Here is a 22,326-nt window from a genome sequence, read left to right as displayed (position 1 = left end):
GGATTCTTCATGCGCACCACCTCACACCCCACCTTTGTGTTCGTTCCCGGTGGGTCCAGCAACGCCCGGGCCTGGGGGCCGTTGCAGAACGAGCTGGCCCTGTGCGGGTACCGCTCGTACGCCGTCGACCTGCCCGGTCACGGCGACCGTGCCGACCACCCGGCCGCCTACTACCAGCAGCCACAGGACCCGGCAGCACTGGCCGCCGCCCCTTCGCCGATGCGCGGCATCACCCTGCGGGACAACGTGCGCCACGTGGTGGACGTCCTGCACCGGCTTGCCTCGTCGGGGCCCCTGGTCCTGGTGGGCAACAGCTTCGGCGGCCTGACCGTCACCGCGGTCGCCAACGCCGTGCCTGAACTCCTGGACCGCGTCGTCTACCTCTCCGCCGTCTGCCTCAGCGACCCGGCCATGGTCACCGGCGTGTGGGACGTCTTCGACGACAACCTCCTGGACGCCGCGGCGGCGCGGGTCACCGTGCCGCTGACAGACACTCAGGGAGTCGTACGGTTGAACTGGCGTGCGGCACACGCCGATCCCGGTCTGTTCGCCCAGCTCAAGGACGCCGTGATGGCAGACTCCATCGACCATCAGTTCCGGATGCTCCTGGACTCCATGGACCCGGACGAGAATTACGCGGTACTGGAGCAGGGCGCGGTGGCTGTGCCCGGACAGTGGGGGAAGGTCCCGCACACCTTTGTGCGCCTGTCCGCGGATCGGAGCATTCCCCCGGCCGTGCAGGACTACATGATCCGCAAGGCGGACGCGCTGACGCCCCAGAATCCGTTCGACGTCCGCACGCTGGACGCCTCACATGTCGGCTACTTCAGCCGCCCGCAGCTCTTCTCGGAGCTGCTGGCCGACCTGGACCCAGCAGTACCGCTGCGCTAGGCCTGCCCACCCGGCGGCGGCTTCCTGCCGCCGCCGGGCCGGGTTTCAGCTCGGGCATGCGTGATCATGACCGGATGGACTCTCGTTTTCTTGGCATCCCCGAGTTGGTCGACGTACCGACCGTGGCAGTCGTAGTCGACGTCATGCGTGCCTTCACAGTGGCTGCCTGGGCCTTCGGTCAAGGGGCGGAACGGATCGTTCTTGCCGAGTCGCTGGACGAAGCGCTGGCGCTCAAGGCCCGTCACCCGGAGTGGGTGACGCTCAAGGACGGCCCACCCGCGCCCGGGTTCGACACCGTCAACTCGCCGGGCTTCCTGCGGTCTGCCGACCTCGGCGGGCGAACCGTTGTGCAGAAGACCACGGCAGGGACGGTCGGCGCCCTCGCGGTCAAGGAGGCGTCGCTGGTGCTGTGCGCCGGCTTCGTCGTGGCGGAGGCGACAGCCCGGCTCTTGCGTACGCGTGCGTGCGACAGCGTCACGTTCGTGGTCACTGGCGAGGACGGGCAGGCTGACGAGGACCTGGCGTGTGCGCAGTACATCGCTCGGAGGGCCACCGGGGCCGGGCCGGATGCCACTGAGTTCCTCCGGCGCGCCGGCGAGTCACGTGCCGCCGCCGAGTTGACGGAGGGCGTGCGTGAAGGAGCCCATCCCGATGACGTCGCACTCTGCCTTGAGCTCGACCGGTTCCCCTTCGCCATGGTGGCGACCTTGGAAGACTCACTCATGGTTCTCCGCGCGTGCGCCGTGCCATCACTGACCGACGAGGCTCCGGCCTGATCGCCGGAGGGCCGGCAAGCCTGATGCGCGCTGAACTCGCCGAGGCGCTGGCCATCACCGAGGACGCCGAGCACCCCTTCGCCCCGCTGCGAGCCGACCCGTTGCAGCAGGCAACTCCGGCTTCTACGCCGTGATACGCAGGGTCATATCGTCCACGATGAGGGAGAGCCCCGCCTCGAACGCCGATTCCGGATCGATCAGTGGCACGTCGGCCAGCAGGACCGAGGCGGCGACTGGAGGCTCCCCTGACCCTGAGCGCGTTACGGTCTGGCGGCCCGCCAACGTCTTCCTTGCGGTGCACGGCATGCGTCCGTACTCGGGTACTCCGAACGCGCCCAGGCTCTGACGGAGTTCCCGCCCGTGGCAGCCCGTTGAGTCGGGAACGGCCGGAGAAGTCCCCGTCGCTCAGCGGCTAAACCGGGCGGATGTCCGTCCTGCCGGACGCCAAGGCGTAGCGAGCTGTCAACGCGAGGGAGATCACTCGTCGCCTCCGCCGCGCCGCAGTGGTCGTCTTCTAAGGTCGTTTTCATGATGATTGACACGGGTAGCACCGGCCTGCTCTTCGACGCCCTCCGGGCGGACGCTCTCACCAGCCCGGATCAGCTGCGCGAGCTCTACGAGCAACCGAATCCGAACGCGCTGCGCAAGCAGATCGACCACCTGACCGACCAGACCCGCGCGCTGATCGGCTGCTCCTCCCTGGTGTTCATCGGCAGCGCCGATGCCGAAGGCAGGGCGGACGTGACGCCACGCGGCGGCCCCGCCGGCTTCGTCTCCGTGCTGGACGAGCGGACCCTGGTGATCCCCGACGCGACCGGCAACAAGCGGCTCGACACCATGCACAACGTGCTGCAGACCGGACGCGTCGGCCTGCTCTTCCTCATACCCGGCCGCCCGACCACGCTGCGCGTCAACGGCCGTGCCTGCGTCTCGGCCCGCCCGGAGCTGCTCGCGCAGCTCACGCCCGTCGGCAAGCCGCCCGTATCCGCGCTGGTCGTGCAGGCCGACGAGGTCTATCCGCACTGCCCCAAATCCCTGATGCGCGCCCATGCGTGGCAGCCGGACGAGTGGGTGCCCGCCGACGCGCAGCCGGCCAGCGCCGAGGTGACGCTGGCCCAGCTGAACCTGCCGGGCCTGACGATCGAACAGATCGAGGAGATCGAGCGGGAGTCGCTGCGCCTGCGGTACGAGTGAGTCGGACGCGTCGTCTCGCGGGCATCGTCCCGTCGTGGGCGGCGCGCCGTCCGGCCTCCCGGTCGAGGTGCTGGGGACGACGGTGGCCCGGGCCGTCGAGTGCTCCGCTGCGGGTTCTTCTCTCCTGAGGTCTTGACAACTCTATTGGTCTGGACCAACTTTGCGCGCAATAGCGGTGGCCACCGTCGTCGCCAACGTGCTTCACCTCTTCCCCCCAGGAGGCACCCCGTGGACCGTGTACGCCAGGACAGACCCGGCGTCCGCCGGAGGACCAGCGCGGCGATGGCGGTGGGTGCGGCCGCCGCGCTCGCCGTCACCGTGCTCGCCGCGCCCGCGCAGTCGGCGGACACCGACGCGGCCGACACCAAGGCTGCGAGCACCCGAGCGGCGGACGTCAACGTCGCCAAGAACGCCGGTTTCGAGGCGGACCTGAGCAACTGGACCTGCGCCGCGAACAGCGGCGTGGCCGTCACGTCCCCCGTGCACGGCGGCGCGAAGGCGCTCAAGGCCACCCCGTCCGGCCAGGGCACCGCCGAGTGTTCCCAGATCGTCGCGGTGAAGCCGAACTCGACGTACAAGCTGAGCAGTTGGGTGCAGGGCAGCTACGCCTACCTCGGCGCCCGCGGCACCGGCACCACCGACGTGTCGACCTGGACGCCGTCCGCCTCGTCCTGGCAGCAGCTCTCCACCAGCTTCACCACCGGCGCCAACACCACCTCGGTCACCGTGTACACACACGGCTGGTACGGGCAGAGCGCGTACTACGTGGACGACGTGAGCGTCTTCGGGCCCGACGGGGGCGGCGGCCCCGACCCGGTCGAGATACCGCCCGTCCCGGCCGGCCTCGCGGCGGGCACGACGACGCCCACGTCGGTGGACCTGTCCTGGACCCCGTCGTCCACGGCGACGGGGTACACCGTCTACCGCGACGGCACGAAGGTCGCCTCGGCCGGCGGCGCCTCCACGACCGTCACCGGGCTCGCGCCGGAGACCACGTACAGCTTCCAGGTGAGCGCCTCGAACGCGGCGGGCGAGTCGGCGAAGTCGACGGCGGTGTCCGTGACGACCCCCAAGGGCGACGGCGGCGGCGACGGCACCGTGCCCCGGCACGCGGTGACCGGCTACTGGCAGAACTTCAACAACGGCGCGACCGTTCAGAAGCTGCGGGACGTGTCCTCGCAGTACGACATCATCGCCGTGTCGTTCGCCGACGCCACCCCCACCCCGGGGCAGATCACCTTCAACCTGGACCCGGCCGTCGGCTACGCCTCCACCGCCGACTTCAAGGCGGACATCGCCGCGAAGAAGGCCGCGGGCAAGTCCGTGATCCTCTCGGTCGGCGGCGAGAAGGGCACCATCTCCGTCAACAGCGACGCCTCCGCGACGGCGTTCGCCAACAGCGCCTACGCGCTGATGCAGGAGTACGGGTTCAACGGCGTCGACATCGACCTGGAGAACGGCATCAACCCCACCTACATGTCGAAGGCGCTGCGCCAGCTCTCGGCGAAGGCGGGCCCGAAGATGGTGCTCACAATGGCGCCGCAGACCATCGACATGCAGTCCACGTCCGGTGGCTACTTCCAGACGGCGCTGAACGTGAAGGACATCCTCACGGTCGTCAACATGCAGTACTACAACAGTGGTTCGATGCTCGGCTGTGACGGCAAGGTCTACAGCCAGGGCAGCGTGGACTTCCTGACCGCGCTCGCCTGCATCCAGCTGGAGGGCGGCCTCGACCCCTCGCAGGTCGGGATCGGCGTCCCGGCGTCGACGCGCGGCGCGGGCAGCGGTTACGTGGCCCCGTCGGTCGTGAACAACGCCCTCGACTGCCTCACCCGCGGCACCGGCTGCGGCTCCTTCAAGCCGTCGAAGACGTACCCGTCGCTGCGCGGCGCCATGACGTGGTCGACGAACTGGGACGCGACGGCGGGCCACGCGTGGTCGAACGCCGTCGGCCCGAAGGTCCACGGCCTTCCGTAGCGAACGAACGCCCCGGAGGGACGGCCCGGCCCGAACACGGCCCGGTCCGCCCCTCCGGCCATCGCTGTCTCGGACACCTTCAACCGGCCCGAGCAGAGCCCGACACGGCCTCAGCCCACCTTGAGCGACCAGGTCGCCCTTCCCTTCGCCTTTGGCTGCATGGCACCGATCACGTTCCGCTGCTCCTCCGGTGACGTCGCTTCCGCGAAGCGCTGCTGGGCCTCCTCGACGCTCAACCCGCCCTGCCTGGCCTTCACGCTCACCTCGTCCGACGTCCAGTGGTGGCCGCTGCTGGTGGATCCGTGTGGTCAGCGAGCATGGCTCCTTTGAGGCCGGTGTCTGTCCTAGGGCGTGTCCGATGGGTCGGCGTGGAGCAAGGAGCGGCGTCTGGTGCGTGCGATCGCAAGGCGCCGGAATGTTCTCGTAGCGGAGCTACTAGAGCATTCCGGCAACGCGGCGAGCGTGCGTGCCAGGCGTCGCGACGCCGCGCCGACCCATCGGACACGCCCTAGGGCGCCGGGCCGTGCAGCAGGGCCGGAATCGCTGTGCGATGCGCCGTCTGGAGCGTCTGGAGTCTGTGCGGTCACAGAGGACACTGCGCCGCGAGGCCAAGACCGCGTACGCCCTCGCGTCCTTCAGGGACGACCGCGTGGGAGGCGACGGCGGTCTTCTCTGGGGGGGGGGACCGTGTGGCGCGAGGCGAGTGGAGACCACTTTGTGCAGCTCAGCGCCGGTGCCGGAGGCCCTTGCGTAGTGTTCTCCCGCGGGGCAAATCAAAGGCGGTCATGGTCAGGGCTGCATAGGCTCCCTCCATGCCAAGCTCAGAACTGCAGAGGATCAACGCCTTCCTATCCGCCTTCGCCCGTCGGCAGGCCACGCGTATCGTCGATCTCCCTGGCGGCTTCGCTGTGTATGACGACGCCTTCTTCCATTCCCGCGCGAACAACCAGGTGATCATCGATACGGCCGTCGACGCCGAGGCGCTGCCAACGATCGCGGAGGAAGCACTGGGCCACCTGCCACACCGACTGATCTCCGTCCTGGACAACGAAATCGGGATGGCGTGTGCAGAGCCGCTGACCCGGGCCGGATACACCCACTCTCTCTACGCGGTCATGCTGCACGAAGGCCCGGTGCCAGCCGGCAGACCCGCGGTGGAGGCGGACCTCGACGCGATACGTGATCCACTCACCCGGCGATGGCGGGACCTCCTTCCGGACGTCGACAACGAGGTCATACGCCACCTTGTCGACCGACGCGAAGCTCGCCGGCGTGGGGCAGACATCGTTCGCTTCATCGGTGCCCGCACGGAGGAAGGCGACGTCGCCTCATGGGCCGACCTCTATGTGGATCCGGCAACTGGCACAGCCCAGATCGAGGACCTGATCACCTCGGAGGCCCATCTCAGGCGTGGTTACGCCGACGCCGTCCTGACCACCGCCCTGAGCATGGCTGCCGATGAGGACTGCAGAACCCGGTTCCTGACCGCCGATGCGTCAGACTGGCCGCGTCAGTGGTACGAGCGTCGCGGCTTCTCCGTCATCGGCCACTCGCACTGCTTCGAACGCGGTTGAGGGGAAAGTAGCGGTGTCATGCCGGTGATCCCCTCGGCCGGCACTGACAACGACCGCACGAGGATTGTCAGCCGCGTTGGCCCCCCTCGCGGCATCGAGATCGGATCGGGCTTCCTCCAACGCGGAGGTCAGTTCGACGTTGTGCTGCTCCAGCTTCGTGATCTTCCGCTGGAGCTCGTCGATGTCAGCCGGGGCTCCGAGTCCCGACTCCTGCCATGCCTGAGCTCCCAGGGCCTGCGACAGTCGTTTCTCCAATCTCCAACCGTTGAATGCGGGCGGCCAGGCGGCTGTTGCGGGCCTGGGCGCTGGCGAGGTGCCCGCACATGCAACTCCATGCGGCACCCAGGTCGCGGGTGACCGCTACGGCGACCTCTTCGAGGAGAAATGGCAGGATGGCCGCATGGCGACGCATCAGCCGTGGACGGGGCTTCACGGGGACCTCCTCGCGGCGAAGGCCTCGGTGTACGACCGCTGCGGTTTCGCCTGCTCACTGCCGGTGGCCGAGCCGGAGAGCGCCGAGTACGCCGCGTGCGCGTTCACGCTCGACAGCCGCTCGGTCCGCTTCCGCGTGGCCAAGACGACCCCGACGAAGGCGGGCCAGTTCGTCACGGTGTGGCAGCGGTCCGCAGAGGGACCGATCCGGCCCTTCGACGCCGACGACGGGGTGGACCTCTTCGTCATCAGCAGCCGCGACGACGACGGCTTCGGGCAGTTCGTGTTCCCGCGCGAGGTGTTGTGCGAGCGCGGCGTCGTCTCGCGCGGCGGTTCCGGCGGGAAGCGCGGATTCCGTGTCTATCCGCCGTGGGTGACCACGACCAGCCGACAGGCGGGCGGCACCCAGGCGTGGCAGGTCGACTACTTCCTGGACCTCGGCCGTGACGGCCCCGCCGACCTGACGCGCGCTCGCACCCTCTACCACCCGAGACAGTCAGCAGGACGTGTCAGCGGCGAGCGGTGAGAGACCACCAGGCCGGCCGATTCCTCTGCACGGTCCGCCGGGAATCGCCGACCGGCTCGCTGGCTTCCTCAGCAATACGCCTGTCCGCAGCCCGATCGAAGCCGCCTTCGCCGTCGCCGAGCTGTCCGACGGGCACGGGGCGACCGTCGGCTCGATGCGGCTGACCAGCCGGGCGGTGGCACACGGGATGCCCGCCGAGGGGTGCGACGTGCTGCTGTGCGAGGCCGAGTGCGACCGGGCACCGGCCGAGGGTGAACCGGCGCACCACACTCCCGGCGCCACCTTCGCCATCGGCCGGGCCGAGTAGGACAGAAACTGACCTGTATGAGTTCTAGGGTCGGTTCCGTCACCTAGGGGCCGCGGCCGACCGCCGCGGTCCGGCAGGCCGTCGCGAAGGAGCGAGATCGATGAACCGCACCGCACCCGAGGGATACACCAACGTCGCGCCCTGGGTGGTCACCGACGACACCGGCGCTCTGCTCGACTTCGTCGCCGCCGCGTTCGACGGGGAGGAACTGGCGCGGGTGCCGGTCGAGGACGGCACCATCGGGCACGGTGAGATCCGGGTCGGCGACACGGTGGTGCTCGCCTTCGACCGGCGGCCCGACTGGCCGGTGATGCCCTCGCTCCTGCGCGTCTACGTCCCCGACGCGGACGCCGCCGTGGCCGCCGCTGTCGCGCACGGCGCGCGGGTCGTCACCGAGGTCTCCGACAGCGCCTGGGGCGACCGCGGCGGCCGGGTGCGCGACCCGTTCGGCAACATCTGGTGGGTGGTCAGCCGCCAGGAGGACGTCGCGCCGGACGAGGCCTGGCAGCGCATGTCCGAGCCGAAGTACGCCGAGTCGATGCGGGCGGCGCAGCAGACCCTGGACGCCGAACTCAGCGGCCGGGAGCAGGGCTTGGCGAGCGCGCCGCTGCGCCCGCGCGACTGAACTCCGGTACTCCTGCCACGCGTCGCGCCCGCCCTCATCGAGGCGGCCGCCGTCGCCGAGCGTGGCCTGCCCGCCGAACGGCGCGATCGAGACTCTGCCGAGCGGTGGGAGGCAGGGCACCCTGCGGGCCATGACAGAGCGATTCTCCTTCGGCCGGCGTGTGCGGTTCCACCGAAGACGTCGTGGCCTTCTGCAGAGGGAACTCGGGGCGCTGCTGGGCCGCTCGGAGGACTGGGTGTACCGCGTGGAAGCCGATCGCATCCCCGTGAACAACGTAAGGATGCTCTCGGACCTGGCTGAGGCCCTCCGCGTCGAGGTGCGGGACCTTGAGGACACCCCGATCCCCGGCGGCGGCGGAAACGGCGGAAACGGCGGAATCGCCGGTATCTACGGAAACGATGGAGGCAGCCTCTCCGCCATCAGGTCGGCCCTCATGCGTTCGCGGCGGCTGAGCGGCTCCCTGTACGTAGCCCGTGAACCACCGAGGCTGGAACGCCTGGGCGCAGAAGTCGATGCCGCTTGGGTGCGGTTCCAGGCGTCCGCATACGAGCGACTCGCTGAAGATCTCCCGGCTCTGCTGGCGGATGCTCGACTTGCCACCTGCGAGCACCGGTCGGGCCGGGAGAGAGGTCAGGCCTTACGGCTCTTTGCTCTGGTGTGCCACGTCGCGGCAGTTTTCCTCCGTAACGTCGGCGAGACCAGTCTGGCCTGGACGGCAGCCGACCAGGGAGACGTCGCGGCGGGTGAATCGGGGGACCCAGCCGTGATGCTGGCGCTGCGTCGGTGCGTGGTTCACGTGCAGCTCGGGTCCGGCATGGCGGCCGAGGCGGTGGAGGTGGCGCTCCAGCCCCTGGAGGGCTTGGCGCAGCGCTGGCTGCGATCCTCACCGGTGGCGTTGTCCCAGCACGGAACGCTCTGCCTCAATGCGGCCGTCGCCGCAGCGCGTGTCCCTGACCGGTCCCTGGCCGATGACTTGTTGGCGCAGGCGCAGCGAGCAGCCGATCGTCTGGGAGCCGACGGCAATGTGATGTGGACGTCCTTCGGCCCGACGAACGTCGAGCTGCATCGCCTGGCGCTGGCTCTCGAGTTCGAGGACGGGCAACTGGCCGTGGATCTGGCATCCCGTCTGCGGCTGGGGAGGGACCTGCCGCTGGAGCGGCGCGCACGAGCGCGGCTCGACGTCGCGCGGGCCTTCGAGGAGGCCGGCAGGACCGATGAGGCGGCAGATCAGCTGAAGCGGGCGTTCAGAGCCGCCCCCGCGCAGATACGGGCGCATCAGCTCGCCCGCACCTTGGCGGGGCGCCTGCACAGACAGAGCGTCCGGCGGGACGTTTACGAACTCGCCCTGGCGCTCGGCGTGCCCGCCTGACAGGCACCTCCTGAAGAAGACGACAGCAGACCCGGAAATCTTTTCCGGGTCTGGCCTGTCCCTGTGCTCTACGGTCCCTTCTCGCAGTCAGTGCCTCGTACTGACCAAGACCGGTCGGTGGCCCTCGTGGTCCTGGCGGCGGCCCGGCGCGGGTGGCTCAACGACAAATCAGCAGATCGTCGGAGATTGGCGCAAACTCAAGGCACCCCAGGAATGGGCGGCGGACTCACTGTCCGCCTCCTGAACCGGAGATGGGCCGGACCGGGCCGGCTGCGGTAGATCTCATCAAGGATCCCTGAGCCTTCTCCGGTGGCTGAAGAAGAGCGCAGCGGTGGCTCTCAGCGCAAGGCTCAAGAGCAACGTCCGTAGTCACCATCGCCTGCGTCACATACCGTCCCCAGAACGCGGAGCGCCTTCCGGCCGTTACGCAGGACTTCGGGGAAGCGCTCAAGCCTGATGAGGGCGGTGGATTCCGGGACCGAGCCATGGCACTCCCGCACTCTCACCGCGTTCGGACTACGTACCGCGACCCACAGTGAGGACGGCGATGAAGATACGGAGAACAACGGTCTCAAGACCGAAGTGGCACAGACTCGGCAAGGTGGCACTGAGCGGCGCGACGGCCGCCGCCATGACCTGGGCCGTGGTGACCGGCGGCCCGTCGGGCACACCTGCCACCGCGGACGCGCACACCAAGGTGCCGGGAGCCCCCGTGGCGGACGACGCCCCCGGTTTCGCCATCGAGTACTTCGCCTATCCGCAGGCCGACAAGATCCGGGCGGAGAAGGGCATCACCCTCAAGCGGGGTGACGGTCACATCCTGCTCGCCGACTGCGCCGGCGGGCCGGGTCTGCTGGAGGTCTGGGCCCGCGCCAAGGAGAAGATCTGCTTCCGGGTCACCGGCAACTCCGGCCATCTGAGCCTGGAGATCCCCTCGGTCTTCGGGGTGAAGGGCAACGACTACGCCACCCGCGTCGACATGACCGCGGGCAGCGAGCGCAAGAGCTTCGACATCACGAAGAACGCCTGGACCGGGGTGGGAGAAAGCGCGGACGAGCAGGGCCGCGACTTCATGCTCATGGAGATCAGGACCGCCAAGTAGCGGCCGCGCCCCGCCTCTTCGCTCGCACGGCTCCGCATACCGAGCGGCCCGCCCGCGCCTGTTCTTCACGCCGAGGGGCCCGCCCGAGTACGTCCGAGGCCGTGCCACGCGCCTCCCGTCCGATGCCTGTCGACGGGCTCGCCCTTGCCCACCTCGTAGCAAGGAACCACGTCATGTCTCTCACCAGACCCCTGCGCTTCGCCGCGCTGGCCACGGCCATGATCGCCGGGCCGCTCGCGCTCAGCGCCGCCGTCCCCGTCGGTGCTGTCTCCGGCACCGGCACCACCAGCCCCGCCTACTCCTTCGCCGCGCGCCTGGACATCGGCGACGGCGAACGGGCCTGCTCCGGCGCGCTGGTGGACCCCCGCTGGGTGCTCACAGCCGCCTCCTGCTTCGTCGACGCCCCCGCATCGGGAACGACGCCCCCGCCGGGCAAGCCCGCGAAGAAGACCGTCGCCACCGTCGGCCGCACCGACCTGACCGGCACCGGCGGACTCGTCACCGAGGTCGTGGAACTCGTCCCCCATCCCGGCCGGGACCTCGTCATGGCCCGGCTGGCACAGCCCACCTCCGGGATCGCCCCGATCGCCTTCGCCAGCACCGCGCCCGGCGCGGGCGAGACCCTCAAGGCCGCCGGATACGGCCGCACCAAGACCGAGTGGTCCCCGCTCACCCTGCACACCGGCTCCTTCACGGTGGACACCGTCCAGGACGGTCAGGTGGCCAGCACCGGACAGGACGGCGCCGCGGTGTGCGCGGGCGACACCGGCGGCCCCTTGATCAGGGAGAAGGACGGCAAGGTCGAACTCGTCGCCGTCAACAGCCGCTCCTGGCAGGGTGGGTGCTTCGGGCAGGAAGCGACCGAGACGCGTACCGGTGCCCTGTCGGGGCGGGTCGACGACGGCGCGGCTCAGGAGTGGGCCCAAGAGGCGCGGGAGCGTCTGCGCGAGGTCGTGTCCATGGCCGACATCAATGGAGACGGCGCGGACGACCTGGTGATCCAGGGTGCCGACGGCGCCATCACGGTGCGCACCGCGGTGAAGAACTTCACGCCGCAGCCGGGCAAGGCCGCTCACCGGTTCTCCGCGGGGGCCCATTGGAGCGCCGGTTGGTCGAACTTCCTCGGCCGCCCTGGTCAGGGTCGTCTGTACTTCGGTGACATCAATGGTGACAACAAGGCTGACCTGATCGTTCACGGCACGGACGGGAATGTGTCTGTGCGTATCAACAAGGGCACCTATTTCGATGGTGGTACGCATTGGAGTGCGGGTTGGTCGAATTTCCTCGGCCAGCCTGGTCAGGGTCGTCTGTACTTCGGTGACATCAATGGTGACAACAAGGCTGACCTGATCGTTCACGGCACCGATGGGAATGTGTCTGTGCGTATCAACAAGGGCACCTACTTTGATGGTGGTACGCATTGGAGTGCGGGTTGGTCGAACTTCCTCGGTCACCCCGGCAAGGGCCGTCTGTACTTCGGTGACATCAATGGTGATGGCCGGGCTGACCTGATCGTTCACGGCACTGACGGGAATGTGTCCGTGCGTGTGAACAAGGGCACCTATTTCGATGGTGGTACGCATTGGAGTGCGGGTTGGTCGAACTTCCTCGGTCACCCCGGCAAGGGCCATCTCTACTTCGGTGACGTCAACGCCGACAAGAAGGCGGACCTGGTGGTCCACAGCCCGGACGGGAAGGTCGGCGCCCGCCTGAACACGGGCACGTACTTCGCCACCGCTCCGGGCGACGACTGGATCTGACGCGGGCCCCTGTCCGCCGCAGCAGTTGAGGGAGCTCACCCCACACACCAGCCCTGCGTGCCCTGTGCGCGCTGCCGGGCACCGACCTCGAAGGACTCACCCCTGTGGACACCACGTTATGGAGCAGACGGCGCGTGCTGGCGACCCTGACGGCCACCACGGCCGTCGCCGTCACCTCGAGCCTCGTCCTCAACCCGCTGGCGGCCCGCGCCGACACCCCGCCGACCGGCGGCGACGAGGGCGACCCGTTCAGCCTGCCCGACACCGACCGGGCGAAGGTCGTCAAGGCGTGGCTGCTCGGAGGAAAGGCGGTCCGCGCCGCCGCGGAGACCGCGCTGAGCGGCCCGGACGCCGACGTCCGGACGTTCCTGGCCGTCGGCCTGCCGCACGCCACCGCGGAGGACAACCGCGTCGCCATCCTCAGCTCGCTCGCCGGGGGCGGCAAGGGCACCCGGCGCGAGGCGGGCGCGGCGCTGGACGCCGGCGACGCCACCATCGCCGCATTCCTCGACGGCGGTTTCGAAAGCGCCCTCACGGAGGACCTGCGCGTCGCCACCACGACCGTGATGGCCGTCGGAGGCAAGGCCGTCAACCGCGACGGCGACGCGGCCCTGAAGGCAGGCACCCGGACCGCCCTGGAGTCGTTCCTCACCGACGGCCAGCACACGGCCCGCCAGGAGGACATGCGCTTCGAGGCGTTCACCCTCATGCGCGAGGCCGGGCCGGAGGTGCGCAAGTACGCCGACCGCGCCGTGTCGGGCACGGCGGCGGACGTCGAGTGGTTCCTCGACACCGGCCAGCACATCGCCCGCGCCCGCGACCAGGAGTCCGCCACCATCGAGGAACTCGTGGCGGTGGTCGAACGCGAGGGCAAGAAGGCCGACGCGAAGACGAAGCAGGCCGAGGAGGCCGCCGCCCGCGCCCAGACGGCCGCCGAGAAGGCCAAGGACGCGGCGGAGAAGGCCGCCGCCGAGGCCAAGGCGGCCCAGGACGACGTAGTGAAGTCCGGCAGAGCCGCGCGCAAGGCGGCCGAGTCGGCCAAGGGCGCGGCCAACTCCGCCCGGGTCGCGATCCGCGCCTCCCACGCCGCCGTTCAGGCCTCGCGCCGCGCCGCCCACGCCTCCACCGCCGCGAGCCAGGCCGCCGCCAGCGCGGGATCCGCCGCCGCGGCCGCCTACGGCGCCGCCATCGCCGCCTCCAAGGACGCCTCTCGCGCGGCCGCCGCCAAGAACGCCGCCGTCGCCGCCCGCAACGCCGCCGCCAAGGCCCGCACCGCGGCCAGGGCCGCCGACCACGCCGCCACGGCCTCGGCCCAGGCCGCGGGCGCCGGGTCGGCCGCCGCGTCCGCGGCGCGCAACGCCGCGGCGGCGGCGAACGCCTCGGCCGCGGCCGCCGACGCGGCGGGCAAGGCGCAGGCCCTGGCGGCCGAGGCCCGCCGCCAGGCGCAGATCGCGCACACCAACGCCACCATCGCCACCAACGCCGCGGGCACCGCCCAGGCCCTGGCCAACAAGGCGGCGCAGGCCGCGCGTACCGCCCGTGACGCCGCCAACAGCGCGGCGGGGCACGCCGACAGGGCCGCGGACGCGGCCGAGTGGGCCGCCAAGTACGCGGGCCAGGCCGTGGAGTACGCGAAGAAGTCCACCGAGTTCGCCAACGAGGCGACCAAAGCCGCGAACACCGCCACCGAAGCCGTCACCAAGGCCGTCGAGGTGGAGAAGCAGGCGCGCGAGGCCGAGTGGCAGCGCCTGGACGAGGACATGAAGCAGGCGATGGAGGAGTCCCGGCTGCTCGTGCGGATCGAGGAGCAGGAGCGGGAGGAGGTCGCCAGGAAGCGCACCCAGGCCGATCAGCTCTCCCAGGCCACCAAGGACCTCATCGCCCAGGCCGAGGCGGCCCTGAGGGCGAGCGACGGGAACCTCGCCGCCACCCTGGGGCGCAAAGCGGCCATCGCCCTGATGAACGCTCCTGGTGGCTGGTCACGTGAGGCCGCGCGGTTCGCCCTGTGCGGTACGGACGCCGACCTCCATGCCTGGATCGACACCGACCGGCAGCTCGCCCAGCACCAGGACGACAGGGAGACCGCCCTCTACCTGGCGCGGATCTCCACCCCGGACGTCGCCGACGCCGCGACCAAGGCCGTGGAGAGCGACGCCCCGGACGCCGCCACGACGTTCCTGAGCACGGGCGTCGTGGAGGCCTCCGCCACCGACAACCGCGTCACGATCACACGTATTCTCGCCGGAGGGCCCGGCAGCGCGGTGACGAAGGCCGCGAACGAGGCGCTGGACGCGGGCACCGCCGGGGCGCTGCACGAGTTCCTCGGCGCCGCCTACGAGGCGGCGCAGCAGGAGGACGACGCGGTGGCCACCGCCGCCGTCATCGCCTCGGCCGGTCCGTACACCAAGGCCCACGCCCAGGCCGCGATGGAGGGCCCGGCGTGGATGCGCCGCCGCTTCCTCGCCACCGTGCGGTACAGGACCGCGCAGCTCGACCACGACTCCGCCGCGCACATCGCCGCCGTCCAGGGCGCGATCGCCGCCTCCATGAAGATCGCGCACAAGGCGCAGGAGGACGCCGCCCGCGCCCAGGAGGCGGCGGCCAGGGCCCGTGACGCGGCGTCGGAAGCGCTGGAGTGGGCGGACAAGGCGAAGAAGTCGGCGACGCAGGCCGCGCAGTACGCCAAGGAGGCGGACGCGAACGCCGACGCCGCCGACAAGTCGGCCAGGGACGCCCAGGCCTCGGCCGACAAGGCGAAGCAGGCGGCCGCCACCGCCCGTACGGCCGCGCGTACCGCCAACCACTCCGCCAACCGCGCCATGGACGCCGCCCGCCGCGCGGTGGCCTCCGCCAACGCGGCGCAGGAGTCGGCCACGTCGGCCCGCGCCTCGGCGATCCAGGCGGGCAAGGACGCGCGTACGGCGGCGGTGGCCGCGAGCCAGGCGCACCAGATCGCGGCGGCCAAGCGGAAGGCCGAGATCGCGGCGGCGATGAGGAAGGCGGCCGAGGACGCCCGCCGGGCACGGGCGAGCGGGCAGAACCCTGCCGACACCCCCGACAACGACGACTTCGACGATCTCGTCCCCCAGTGGAAGCTCGAGGCCAGGCGCTATGCGGATGCCTTCAACGCCCTCGGGATCCTCACCGGCCTCGCCTCTGCCGGGCTCGGCGTCGCCAGCCTGTTCCTGCCCATCGCACCCGTCACGGCCCCGCTCGCGGTCGGCTTCGGGATCGCCTCCCTCATCTTCACCGGGGCCAACGTCGTCTTCACCGGCCTCGGTTACGGCTGGACGAGCCGCAAGTTCTTCACGTCCCTCGCCGGCGGAGGTCTGGCCCTGCTCACCTTCGGCCAGTCCAAGTGGATCGGGGCGGTCGGCGGCGGCAGGGCCGTGACGAAGGTCTCGCAGTTCGGGCACGACCTCATCTCGCCGGTCACGAGCTGGCTGACCTTCTGACGCCCCCGGCGGGCCTCTCGGCGGGCCGGTCGCGCCGGTCGGTCGTCAGGCCCCGCCCACCAGCGTCCGGATGAGCCGTTCCACCTCGTCCTGCGGATCCGCCGCGGCCATCCACCCCGTCATCAGCAGATGGTGCAGGGTTCCGACCAGGGCGAGGGCGACGGACGCCGTGTCCGTGTGCCGCGGCACACGCGCGAGGCGCTGCTCCTCGCGCAGGTACGCGTCGATCGACCGCTGCACCACGCCGAGGCCGGGTGCGCCCGCCCGCCACGCCTCGCGGATCCGCAGGGTGGCCGCCGTACGGGTCACGGCCAGTTCCACGACGGCGGGGTCCAGGGACAGGAGCGCCGCCGCCACGGCGGCGAGGTTGTCGGCCACCGTGGCGGTGCCCGCCCGGCCGGGGAGGCCCTCGGCCTGAGCCGCGGCGCGGGCGAAGCGGTCCAGGCAGAGTTCGGCGACGAACTGGTCGAGCCCCGCGAAGTGCGTGTGCAGCACGCCCTTGGCGCAGCCCGCCTCCTCCGTGACCGCCCGGCTGGTCAGGGCGGCCGCGCCGTCCCGGGCGAGCACGCGTTCCGCGGCGTCGAAAAGGCGTTCTCGCAGATCGGGGATCGCGACTCCGCGCGGTGACATCAAGTCCCTCCCAGGACAAGGCGATTGCCAGTATGGGCGTGCGCCCATACTATTTGGGCACTTGCCCATTCTAGGGTGCGGGGCCGCACCGCTGGAGGTCATCTCGCATGCACGGCATCGCCAACACCGCCCAGGCACAGGCATGGAACGGCTACGAGGGCGCCCACTGGGCCGCCCACCAGGACCGCTGGAACGCCGTCAACGGCGGCTTCGACCGGCCGCTGCTCGACGCCGCCGCCCTCCGCGCCGGTGAACACGTCCTGGACGTCGGCTGCGGGGCCGGAGCCACCACCCGGCTCGCCGCCCGCGCCGTCGGGCCGGGGCGCGCGCTCGGCCTCGACCTGTCCGCGCCCATGCTGGAGCGCGCCCGGGCGCGGGCGGCCGACGAGGGCGTCGCCAACGTCTCCTTCGAGCACGGCGACGCCCAGGTCCACCCGCTCGCCCCCGACTCCTTCGACGTGGCCATCAGCCGCTTCGGCGTCATGTTCTTCACCGACCCGGTCGCCGCGTTCACCAACGTCGCCCGCGCGCTGCGGCCCGGCGGCCGGGTGGTCTTCCTCAGCACCGCCGAACCCGAGGGCACCGAGTGGCTGCGGGCCTTCGGCGCGCTCGACGACATCCTGCCGCTGCGGGGGTTCGGCGCGACCGGAGGGCCGGGCATGTTCTCCCTGGCCGACGCCGGCACCGCGACGGGCCTGCTCACCGCGGCCGGGTTCCACGACGTACGGGCCGAACGCGTCCAGGCGTACGGGACCTGGGGCCGCGACGCCGAGGACGCGGCCCGCTTCATGCTCGAATCGGGACCTGGCCGCCATCTGCTGGAGCAGGTCGACGCGGACGCGCGGGCCCTCGCCCACGTGCGCCTCGCCGAGCGGCTCCGGCGCCACGAGACCCCCGAAGGCCTCCGACTGCGCGGCGCCGGAAGGCTCCTGACGGCCCGTCGCCCGGCCTGAGTCAGGCCTGGGTCTCCCGTGCCGCGGAGGTGAAGGACATGTCCGGGTAGCGGTCGCCCGCCACCTTCTCCGCGATCGGCTCCAGGAGCGCGAGTTCCTCCGGGGCCAGCGTGATCCTGGTGGCCGCGGCGTTCTCCAGGAGGCGGCCGCGCTTGCGGGTGCCGGGGATCGGCACCACCGCGAGGCCGTGCGCCTCGGCCCGCTGCTGCACCCAGGCCAGGGCGATCTGCGCGGTGGTGGCGCCGCGCTCGGCCGCGATCTCGCGCAGGGGCGCCAGGAGTGCCGCGTTCGCCGTGGCGTTGGCACCGGTCAGGCGCGGCATCGACTGGCGGAAGTCGTCGCTGGACAGCTCGGCGCCCGCGTCGGTGAAGGCACCCGTCAGGAAGCCGCGCCCGAGCGGCGAGTACGGCACGAAGGCGACCCCGAGCTCGGCCGCCGCGCCCACGACGCTGTACTCGACGTCCCGGCTGAAGACCGACCACTCCGACTGCACGGCCGTGATGGGGTGCACGGCGTGCGCCTCGCGCAGCTCGGCACCGGTGACCTCGCTCAGGCCGAGGTGCTTGACCTTGCCCGCCCGCACCAGTTCGGCCATGGCGCCGACGGACTCGGCGAGCGGGACCGCGGGGTCCCTGCGGTGCATGTAGTACAGGTCGATGACCTCGACGCCCAGGCGGCGCAGGCTGCCCTCGACGGCCTCGCGGATGTAGGCCGGCTCGTTGCGGACGGTCCGGTGGGCGGGGTCGTCGGCGCGGGTCTGGATGCCGAACTTGGTGGCCAGGGTGATGTGGTCGCGGTGCGCGGCGACGAACGGCGCGAGGAACTCCTCGTTGGCGCCGGTGCCGTACATGTCGGCCGTGTCGATGAGGGTGACGCCCGCCTCGACGGTCGCCTTCAGGGTGTCGCGGGCCGCCGCGTCGTCCGTGTGCCCGTAGGCGGAGCTGATGCCCATGGCGCCGAAGCCCTGGACGCCGACGAGGGGGCCGCCGGTGCCGAGGCGGACCGTGGCGATCGGTTCGATGGAGGTGTTCATGGTGGCGCTCAGGCCCCTTCCGGCGCACGGCGGGCGCCCGAGTAGAAGTCGATTGTGGCGTCGAGGACGGTCAAGGCGCCCCGCAGCTCGGCGCTGATCGTGTACGCCACGGGGGCGTTTTCGGTCACCGTCATGACGATCACGCTAAAGCGTTCGAGTGCACTCGAAGCAAGCGGTTTGCGCCCGGGGCCTGCTGCGCGGCCCCGGGCGTCACGCCGTGGTGCCCGGCGTGACCAGTCCCGACTCGTACGCGAAGACGGCGGCCTGGGTGCGGTCGCGCAGGGCCAGCTTGTGCAGGATCCGGCCGACGTGCGTCTTGACGGTCTCCTCTGCGACGGTCAGGGCCGTGGCGATCTCCGCGTTGGACAGGCCCTGGGCGACCTGGACGAGGACTTCGGTCTCGCGCGAGGTGAGCCGGTCGACGGCCGCGCCGGTGGGCCGCCTCGCCGCCGGGCCGGTGCGGGCGAACTCGGTGATGAGCCGCTTGGTGAGCGCCGGGGACAGGAGCGCGTCGCCGCGGGCCACCACCCTGATGCCGTCGGCGAGCTCCAGGCCGGAGGCCTCCTTGAGAAGGAAGCCGCTCGCCCCGGCGCGCAGCGCCTCGTACACGTACTCGTCGAGGTTGAAGGTGGTCAGGACCAGGACCTTCGCCGACGAAGTGGGGTCGGCGGTGATGCGCCGGGTCGCCTCGATGCCGTCGAGGCCGGGCATGCGGATGTCCATCACGACGACGTCGGGCCGCAGTTCCGCGGTCCGGGCCACGGCCGCGGCGCCGTCCTCGACCGCGGCCACGACGGCGAGGTCCGGCTGGGCGCCGAGCAGAACGGAGAAGGCCTCGCGCACCATGGCCTGGTCGTCGGCGATCAGCACGCGGATCGTCATGCGGGGGAGTCCTTGTCCGTGGTGGGGGCCGGGGCGGGGCGCACCGGAAGGACGGCGGTGACCTCCCAGCCCCCGTCCGGCAGCGGCCCGGTGACGACGTCGCCCGCCAGCATCGCGGCACGTTCGCGCATGCCGGTGAGGCCGTGGCCGCCGCCGGGCGCGGGGACCACGGCCCGGACGGCGGGCCCGTTGGTGACGCGCAGCCGCAACGCGGTCGGCGCGTAGCGGAGTTCGACCTCCGCCCCGGCGCCGGGGGCGTGGCGCAGAGTGTTGCTGAGCGCCTCCTGCACGATGCGGTACGCCGAGAGCTCCACCCCCGGCGGCAGCGGCCGGCGGGCGCCCTCGACGCGGGCGGCGACGGCGAGCCCCGCCGCGCGCACGTGCGCGAGGAGCGCGTCGAGCTCGGCGAGCGAGGGCTGAGGCGCGGTGACCGCCGCGCCCTCGCCGGGGGCGTCGGCGCGCAACAGGCCCAGCAGGTGCCGCAGTTCGGCCAGGCCCTCCAGGGCGTTGGCGCGGATCGAGGCGAACTCGGCGGCGAGCTCCGGCGGCGGGTCGGGGACGCGGTAGGGCGCCGCGTCGGCCTGGATGGAGATGAGCGACAAGTGATGGGCGACGACGTCGTGCAGCTCGCGGGCGATCCGGGCGCGCTCCTCCAGGACGGTGCGCACGGCACGCTCCCGCGCCGTGGCGGCGATCTGCGCGGCGAGCCGGGCCCGGTCCTCCCTGCGCCCCCGGGCCACGCCGCCGACCAGGACCGCCACGGCGAACAGCGTGAGGCCGAAGAGCACGAGGTCCCACGATCCGACGGTGCCTCCGGTGAGCTTCAGGACCACCCCGACCGCGGCGCCGATGCCCGCCGCCACGGCCGCCGAGGTCGGCCGGACCCGAAGGGCGAGCAGGAAGAGCGCTCCTGCCTGCACGGTCCAGGCCCACACCTCGTTGGCGGGCGTGGGCGGATGGGCCACGGCGATGACGACGAAGAACGCCGTCGAAAGCCACCACGCGGGCACGGGGCGGCGCAGCGCCACCGGCCAGCAGGCCGCGTGCCCGACGGCCAGGAGCCGGGCCGGCGGATCGGCGCCGGTCGCCGCCACCGCGACGGCGGCGAGGACGACCAGGGTGTGCGGCAGCCACCGCAGGCCGCGCGGCCAGGACCAGGGCGGCAGCGGCAGGGGCCGGGCGCTCGACAGGTCGTCGCGCAGCCCGCGGACCGTGGGCCGGGCCGCCGCCGGAACGGCGGCCTCGTGCGGGGGGTGAAGCGGAGGGCGATGACGGGGCATGGCGGGCGTCCTCGGGTGGTCGCCGTGCGGGAGGGCGGGGCGGGCGGGGCGGGAGCACGGCTGTCGGCGCGCCCGGAAGGGAGGCTACGGGGCACCGGCCCGGCCCCGCGTCCCGCCAGCGGGCCATGTCGTCCGTAGCTCCGCAGAGGGACGGCGCCCCCCCGGCCCTCGTCAGTTCGGGCTGTCCGCCGACGGCCCCGCCGCGAGCCCGGCGAGGTAGTCGTCCAGGAGCTCGACCTGGTGCTGCGGCGAGAACGCCGCCGGGGCGAACAAGGCCTGCACCACCAGACCGAGCACGAAGGACTGCGCGCCCGCGGCGATGCGCGCGGGGTCACCGGCGGGCAGTTCGCCGCGCTCCTGCGCCGTGGCGACCAGCGCGCACAGCTTGTCCCTGCTGCGCGCGTACTTGCGTGCGTACTCCTCGCTCAGGCCGGGGTCGGCGAGCGCGGTGTCCCAGGAGGACACCCAGATGCGGTTGCTGTCGGTCGCCTCGGCGGTCAGCGGCAGGACGCCGAGCAGCGCGGCGCGCACGGCCGCGAGGCCAGGGCCCCCGGCGCGCCGGGGGCGGGCCGCGCTGCGCCGGTCGAGCAGGTCGAGGGCGTGCGCGACCAGGTCGCGCTTGGCCGGGAAGTAGTGCGTGAGCAGGCCGGTGCTGGCGCCGAGCTCGGCGGCGACGGCGCGCAGGGTCAGGCCGCCGAAGCCGTGCGCGGCGAGCACCCGCCAGACCGCCTCGGACACGTCGCGGCGGCGGGCCTCGTGATCTCCCTTGGTGCGTGGCATGCTGCTACGGTACATAGTCATAACGAGTGTTGTGTGAATGCGAGGTCTTCATGTTCGCCCTCCCGCTGCGGGACGACGTCCGCCTGTGCCCGCTGGAGCCGTGGCACGCCGAGGAGTTCGCCGCCCATCTGGACCGGGCCCGCGCGCACATCCGGCCGTGGGTCGGGGCGGCCTTCGTCACCGACGACCTCGACGGCGCGCGTGCCACCCTGCGCCGGTACGCCGAGCGGCAGGCCGCGGACGGGGCCCGCCTGTACGGCATCTGGCGCGACGGCACGCTGGTCGGCGGCGTGATGTTCGTGAGCTTCGACGCCGCGTCGGGCGCGTGCGAGATCGGCTGCTGGCTGGAGCCCGCCGCCGAGGGGCACGGCCTGATCACCCAGGCCTGCGAGACCCTTCTCGACTGGGCGTTCACCGTCCGGGGTCTGCACCGCGCGGAGTGGGTCTGCCGCGCGGACAATGAGCGCAGCGCGGCGGTGGCCAAGCGGCTCGGCATGACGCTGGAGGGCGTGCGTCGCGCGTCGTGGCCGTACGAGGGCGAGCGCTACGACGCCCAGCAGTGGGCGGTCCTCGCCCCGGAGTGGCGAACTCGGAGCGTGTGACCGGCTGCCGCCCCGGCTGTCGGAACCGGTCCCGGCCGTCAGAACCGGTCCGGGCTGTCAGAACCGGTCCGCTCCAGTCGCGGAACCATGCCCGACCGACCGGTCTTGTCCGTATCGATGGCGGTTCGGGCAAGGCTCGGTGGAGAGTCGGGAACGCACAGGCTTCCGGTTCTAG

At 71.7% G+C, this 22,326-nt stretch carries 20 protein-coding genes and 1 pseudogene; 14 read left to right on the top strand and 7 right to left on the bottom strand.

The window, feature by feature from the left end; all coding sequences use genetic code 11:
- The first annotated feature begins 9 nt into the window (after nt 1-9).
- The 4 genes from CP982_RS05060 to CP982_RS05045 all read left to right on the top strand — a co-directional run bounded on the left by CP982_RS05060 (nt 10) and on the right by CP982_RS05045 (nt 4,841).
- A complete protein-coding gene (locus tag CP982_RS05060; protein ID WP_150509371.1) occupies nt 10-891 on the top strand; it encodes an alpha/beta hydrolase in 882 nt (293 codons plus the stop codon).
- A 74-nt stretch (nt 892-965) separates the two neighbouring features.
- Entirely contained in the window at nt 966-1,667 is a 702-nt protein-coding gene (locus CP982_RS05055) for a 2-phosphosulfolactate phosphatase (RefSeq protein WP_150515321.1), read from the top strand.
- Nucleotides 1,668-2,195: 528 nt separating this feature from the next.
- Nucleotides 2,196-2,861 (top strand): pyridoxamine 5'-phosphate oxidase family protein, encoded by a 666-nt coding sequence (locus CP982_RS05050; protein WP_150509370.1) that lies wholly within the window; start codon nt 2,196-2,198, stop codon nt 2,859-2,861.
- A gap of 228 nt (nt 2,862-3,089) precedes the next feature.
- Nucleotides 3,090-4,841 (top strand): chitinase, encoded by a 1,752-nt coding sequence (locus tag CP982_RS05045; protein WP_372503330.1) that lies wholly within the window; start codon nt 3,090-3,092, stop codon nt 4,839-4,841.
- A 110-nt stretch (nt 4,842-4,951) separates the two neighbouring features.
- Here CP982_RS05045 and CP982_RS41560 read toward each other — a convergent pair whose 3' ends face one another.
- Nucleotides 4,952-5,098 (bottom strand): hypothetical protein, encoded by a 147-nt coding sequence (locus tag CP982_RS41560; RefSeq protein WP_170316361.1) that lies wholly within the window; start codon nt 5,096-5,098, stop codon nt 4,952-4,954.
- A 555-nt stretch (nt 5,099-5,653) separates the two neighbouring features.
- Here CP982_RS41560 and CP982_RS05040 point away from each other — a divergent pair.
- From CP982_RS05040 to CP982_RS05005, 8 genes and pseudogenes are all read left to right on the top strand, one after another.
- Complete coding sequence (locus CP982_RS05040; protein ID WP_150509369.1) at nt 5,654-6,415, top strand: GNAT family N-acetyltransferase; 762 nt, start codon at nt 5,654-5,656, stop codon at nt 6,413-6,415.
- A gap of 400 nt (nt 6,416-6,815) precedes the next feature.
- Nucleotides 6,816-7,373: a MepB family protein gene (locus CP982_RS05035; RefSeq protein ID WP_150509368.1), complete on the top strand. Its 558-nt coding sequence runs from the start codon at nt 6,816-6,818 to the stop codon at nt 7,371-7,373.
- Between the two features lie 16 nt (nt 7,374-7,389).
- Nucleotides 7,390-7,656: pseudogene (locus tag CP982_RS05030) on the top strand (MBL fold metallo-hydrolase); the annotation flags it as partial.
- Between the two features lie 124 nt (nt 7,657-7,780).
- Nucleotides 7,781-8,305 (top strand): VOC family protein, encoded by a 525-nt coding sequence (locus CP982_RS05025; RefSeq protein ID WP_150509367.1) that lies wholly within the window; start codon nt 7,781-7,783, stop codon nt 8,303-8,305.
- 130 nt (nt 8,306-8,435) lie between these two features.
- Nucleotides 8,436-9,674 carry a helix-turn-helix domain-containing protein gene (locus CP982_RS05020; RefSeq protein WP_184924765.1) on the top strand — a complete coding sequence of 413 codons (1,239 nt, stop codon included), beginning with the start codon at nt 8,436-8,438 and terminating at the stop codon, nt 9,672-9,674.
- Nucleotides 9,675-10,305: 631 nt separating this feature from the next.
- Nucleotides 10,306-10,776, top strand: a complete 471-nt coding sequence (locus tag CP982_RS05015; RefSeq protein ID WP_221514671.1) for a hypothetical protein — start codon at nt 10,306-10,308, stop codon at nt 10,774-10,776.
- Between the two features lie 173 nt (nt 10,777-10,949).
- On the top strand, nt 10,950-12,536 hold the full coding sequence (locus tag CP982_RS05010; RefSeq protein WP_150509366.1) for an FG-GAP-like repeat-containing protein: 1,587 nt from the start codon (nt 10,950-10,952) through the stop codon (nt 12,534-12,536).
- A 104-nt stretch (nt 12,537-12,640) separates the two neighbouring features.
- Nucleotides 12,641-15,991 carry a hypothetical protein gene (locus tag CP982_RS05005; RefSeq protein ID WP_150509365.1) on the top strand — a complete coding sequence of 1,117 codons (3,351 nt, stop codon included), beginning with the start codon at nt 12,641-12,643 and terminating at the stop codon, nt 15,989-15,991.
- Nucleotides 15,992-16,036: 45 nt separating this feature from the next.
- On the opposite strand, the gene CP982_RS05000 is transcribed toward CP982_RS05005, so the two are convergent.
- Nucleotides 16,037-16,621: a TetR/AcrR family transcriptional regulator gene (locus CP982_RS05000; RefSeq protein ID WP_150509364.1), complete on the bottom strand. Its 585-nt coding sequence runs from the start codon at nt 16,619-16,621 to the stop codon at nt 16,037-16,039.
- A 107-nt stretch (nt 16,622-16,728) separates the two neighbouring features.
- Between CP982_RS05000 and CP982_RS04995 the strand changes: the two genes are divergently transcribed.
- Entirely contained in the window at nt 16,729-17,574 is an 846-nt protein-coding gene (locus CP982_RS04995; RefSeq protein ID WP_150509363.1) for a class I SAM-dependent methyltransferase, read from the top strand.
- A gap of 1 nt (nt 17,575) precedes the next feature.
- Here CP982_RS04995 and CP982_RS04990 read toward each other — a convergent pair whose 3' ends face one another.
- The 5 genes from CP982_RS04990 to CP982_RS04975 form a co-directional block, all read right to left on the bottom strand.
- On the bottom strand, nt 17,576-18,607 hold the full coding sequence (locus CP982_RS04990) for an aldo/keto reductase (protein WP_150509362.1): 1,032 nt from the start codon (nt 18,605-18,607) through the stop codon (nt 17,576-17,578).
- Nucleotides 18,608-18,615: 8 nt separating this feature from the next.
- Complete coding sequence (locus tag CP982_RS42940) at nt 18,616-18,741, bottom strand: hypothetical protein (protein WP_260422686.1); 126 nt, start codon at nt 18,739-18,741, stop codon at nt 18,616-18,618.
- Between the two features lie 76 nt (nt 18,742-18,817).
- Nucleotides 18,818-19,489, bottom strand: coding sequence for a response regulator (locus CP982_RS04985; protein ID WP_150509361.1), 672 nt, complete (start codon nt 19,487-19,489; stop codon nt 18,818-18,820).
- Nucleotides 19,486-20,769: a sensor histidine kinase gene (locus CP982_RS04980; RefSeq protein WP_150509360.1), complete on the bottom strand. Its 1,284-nt coding sequence runs from the start codon at nt 20,767-20,769 to the stop codon at nt 19,486-19,488. Before CP982_RS04980 ends, CP982_RS04985 begins: the two co-directional genes overlap by 4 nt.
- A 171-nt stretch (nt 20,770-20,940) precedes the next feature.
- Nucleotides 20,941-21,549: a TetR/AcrR family transcriptional regulator gene (locus CP982_RS04975; RefSeq protein WP_184924762.1), complete on the bottom strand. Its 609-nt coding sequence runs from the start codon at nt 21,547-21,549 to the stop codon at nt 20,941-20,943.
- A 50-nt stretch (nt 21,550-21,599) separates the two neighbouring features.
- Between CP982_RS04975 and CP982_RS04970 the strand changes: the two genes are divergently transcribed.
- A complete protein-coding gene (locus tag CP982_RS04970; RefSeq protein WP_150509358.1) occupies nt 21,600-22,151 on the top strand; it encodes a GNAT family N-acetyltransferase in 552 nt (183 codons plus the stop codon).
- The last annotated feature ends 175 nt before the right edge of the window (nt 22,152-22,326 follow it).

This window comes from Streptomyces spectabilis, assembly GCF_008704795.1.
GTDB lineage: Bacteria > Actinomycetota > Actinomycetes > Streptomycetales > Streptomycetaceae > Streptomyces > Streptomyces spectabilis.
The sequence above is the reverse complement of the archived record's forward strand: the minus strand, read 5'-3'. Positions and strand labels throughout refer to the sequence as shown.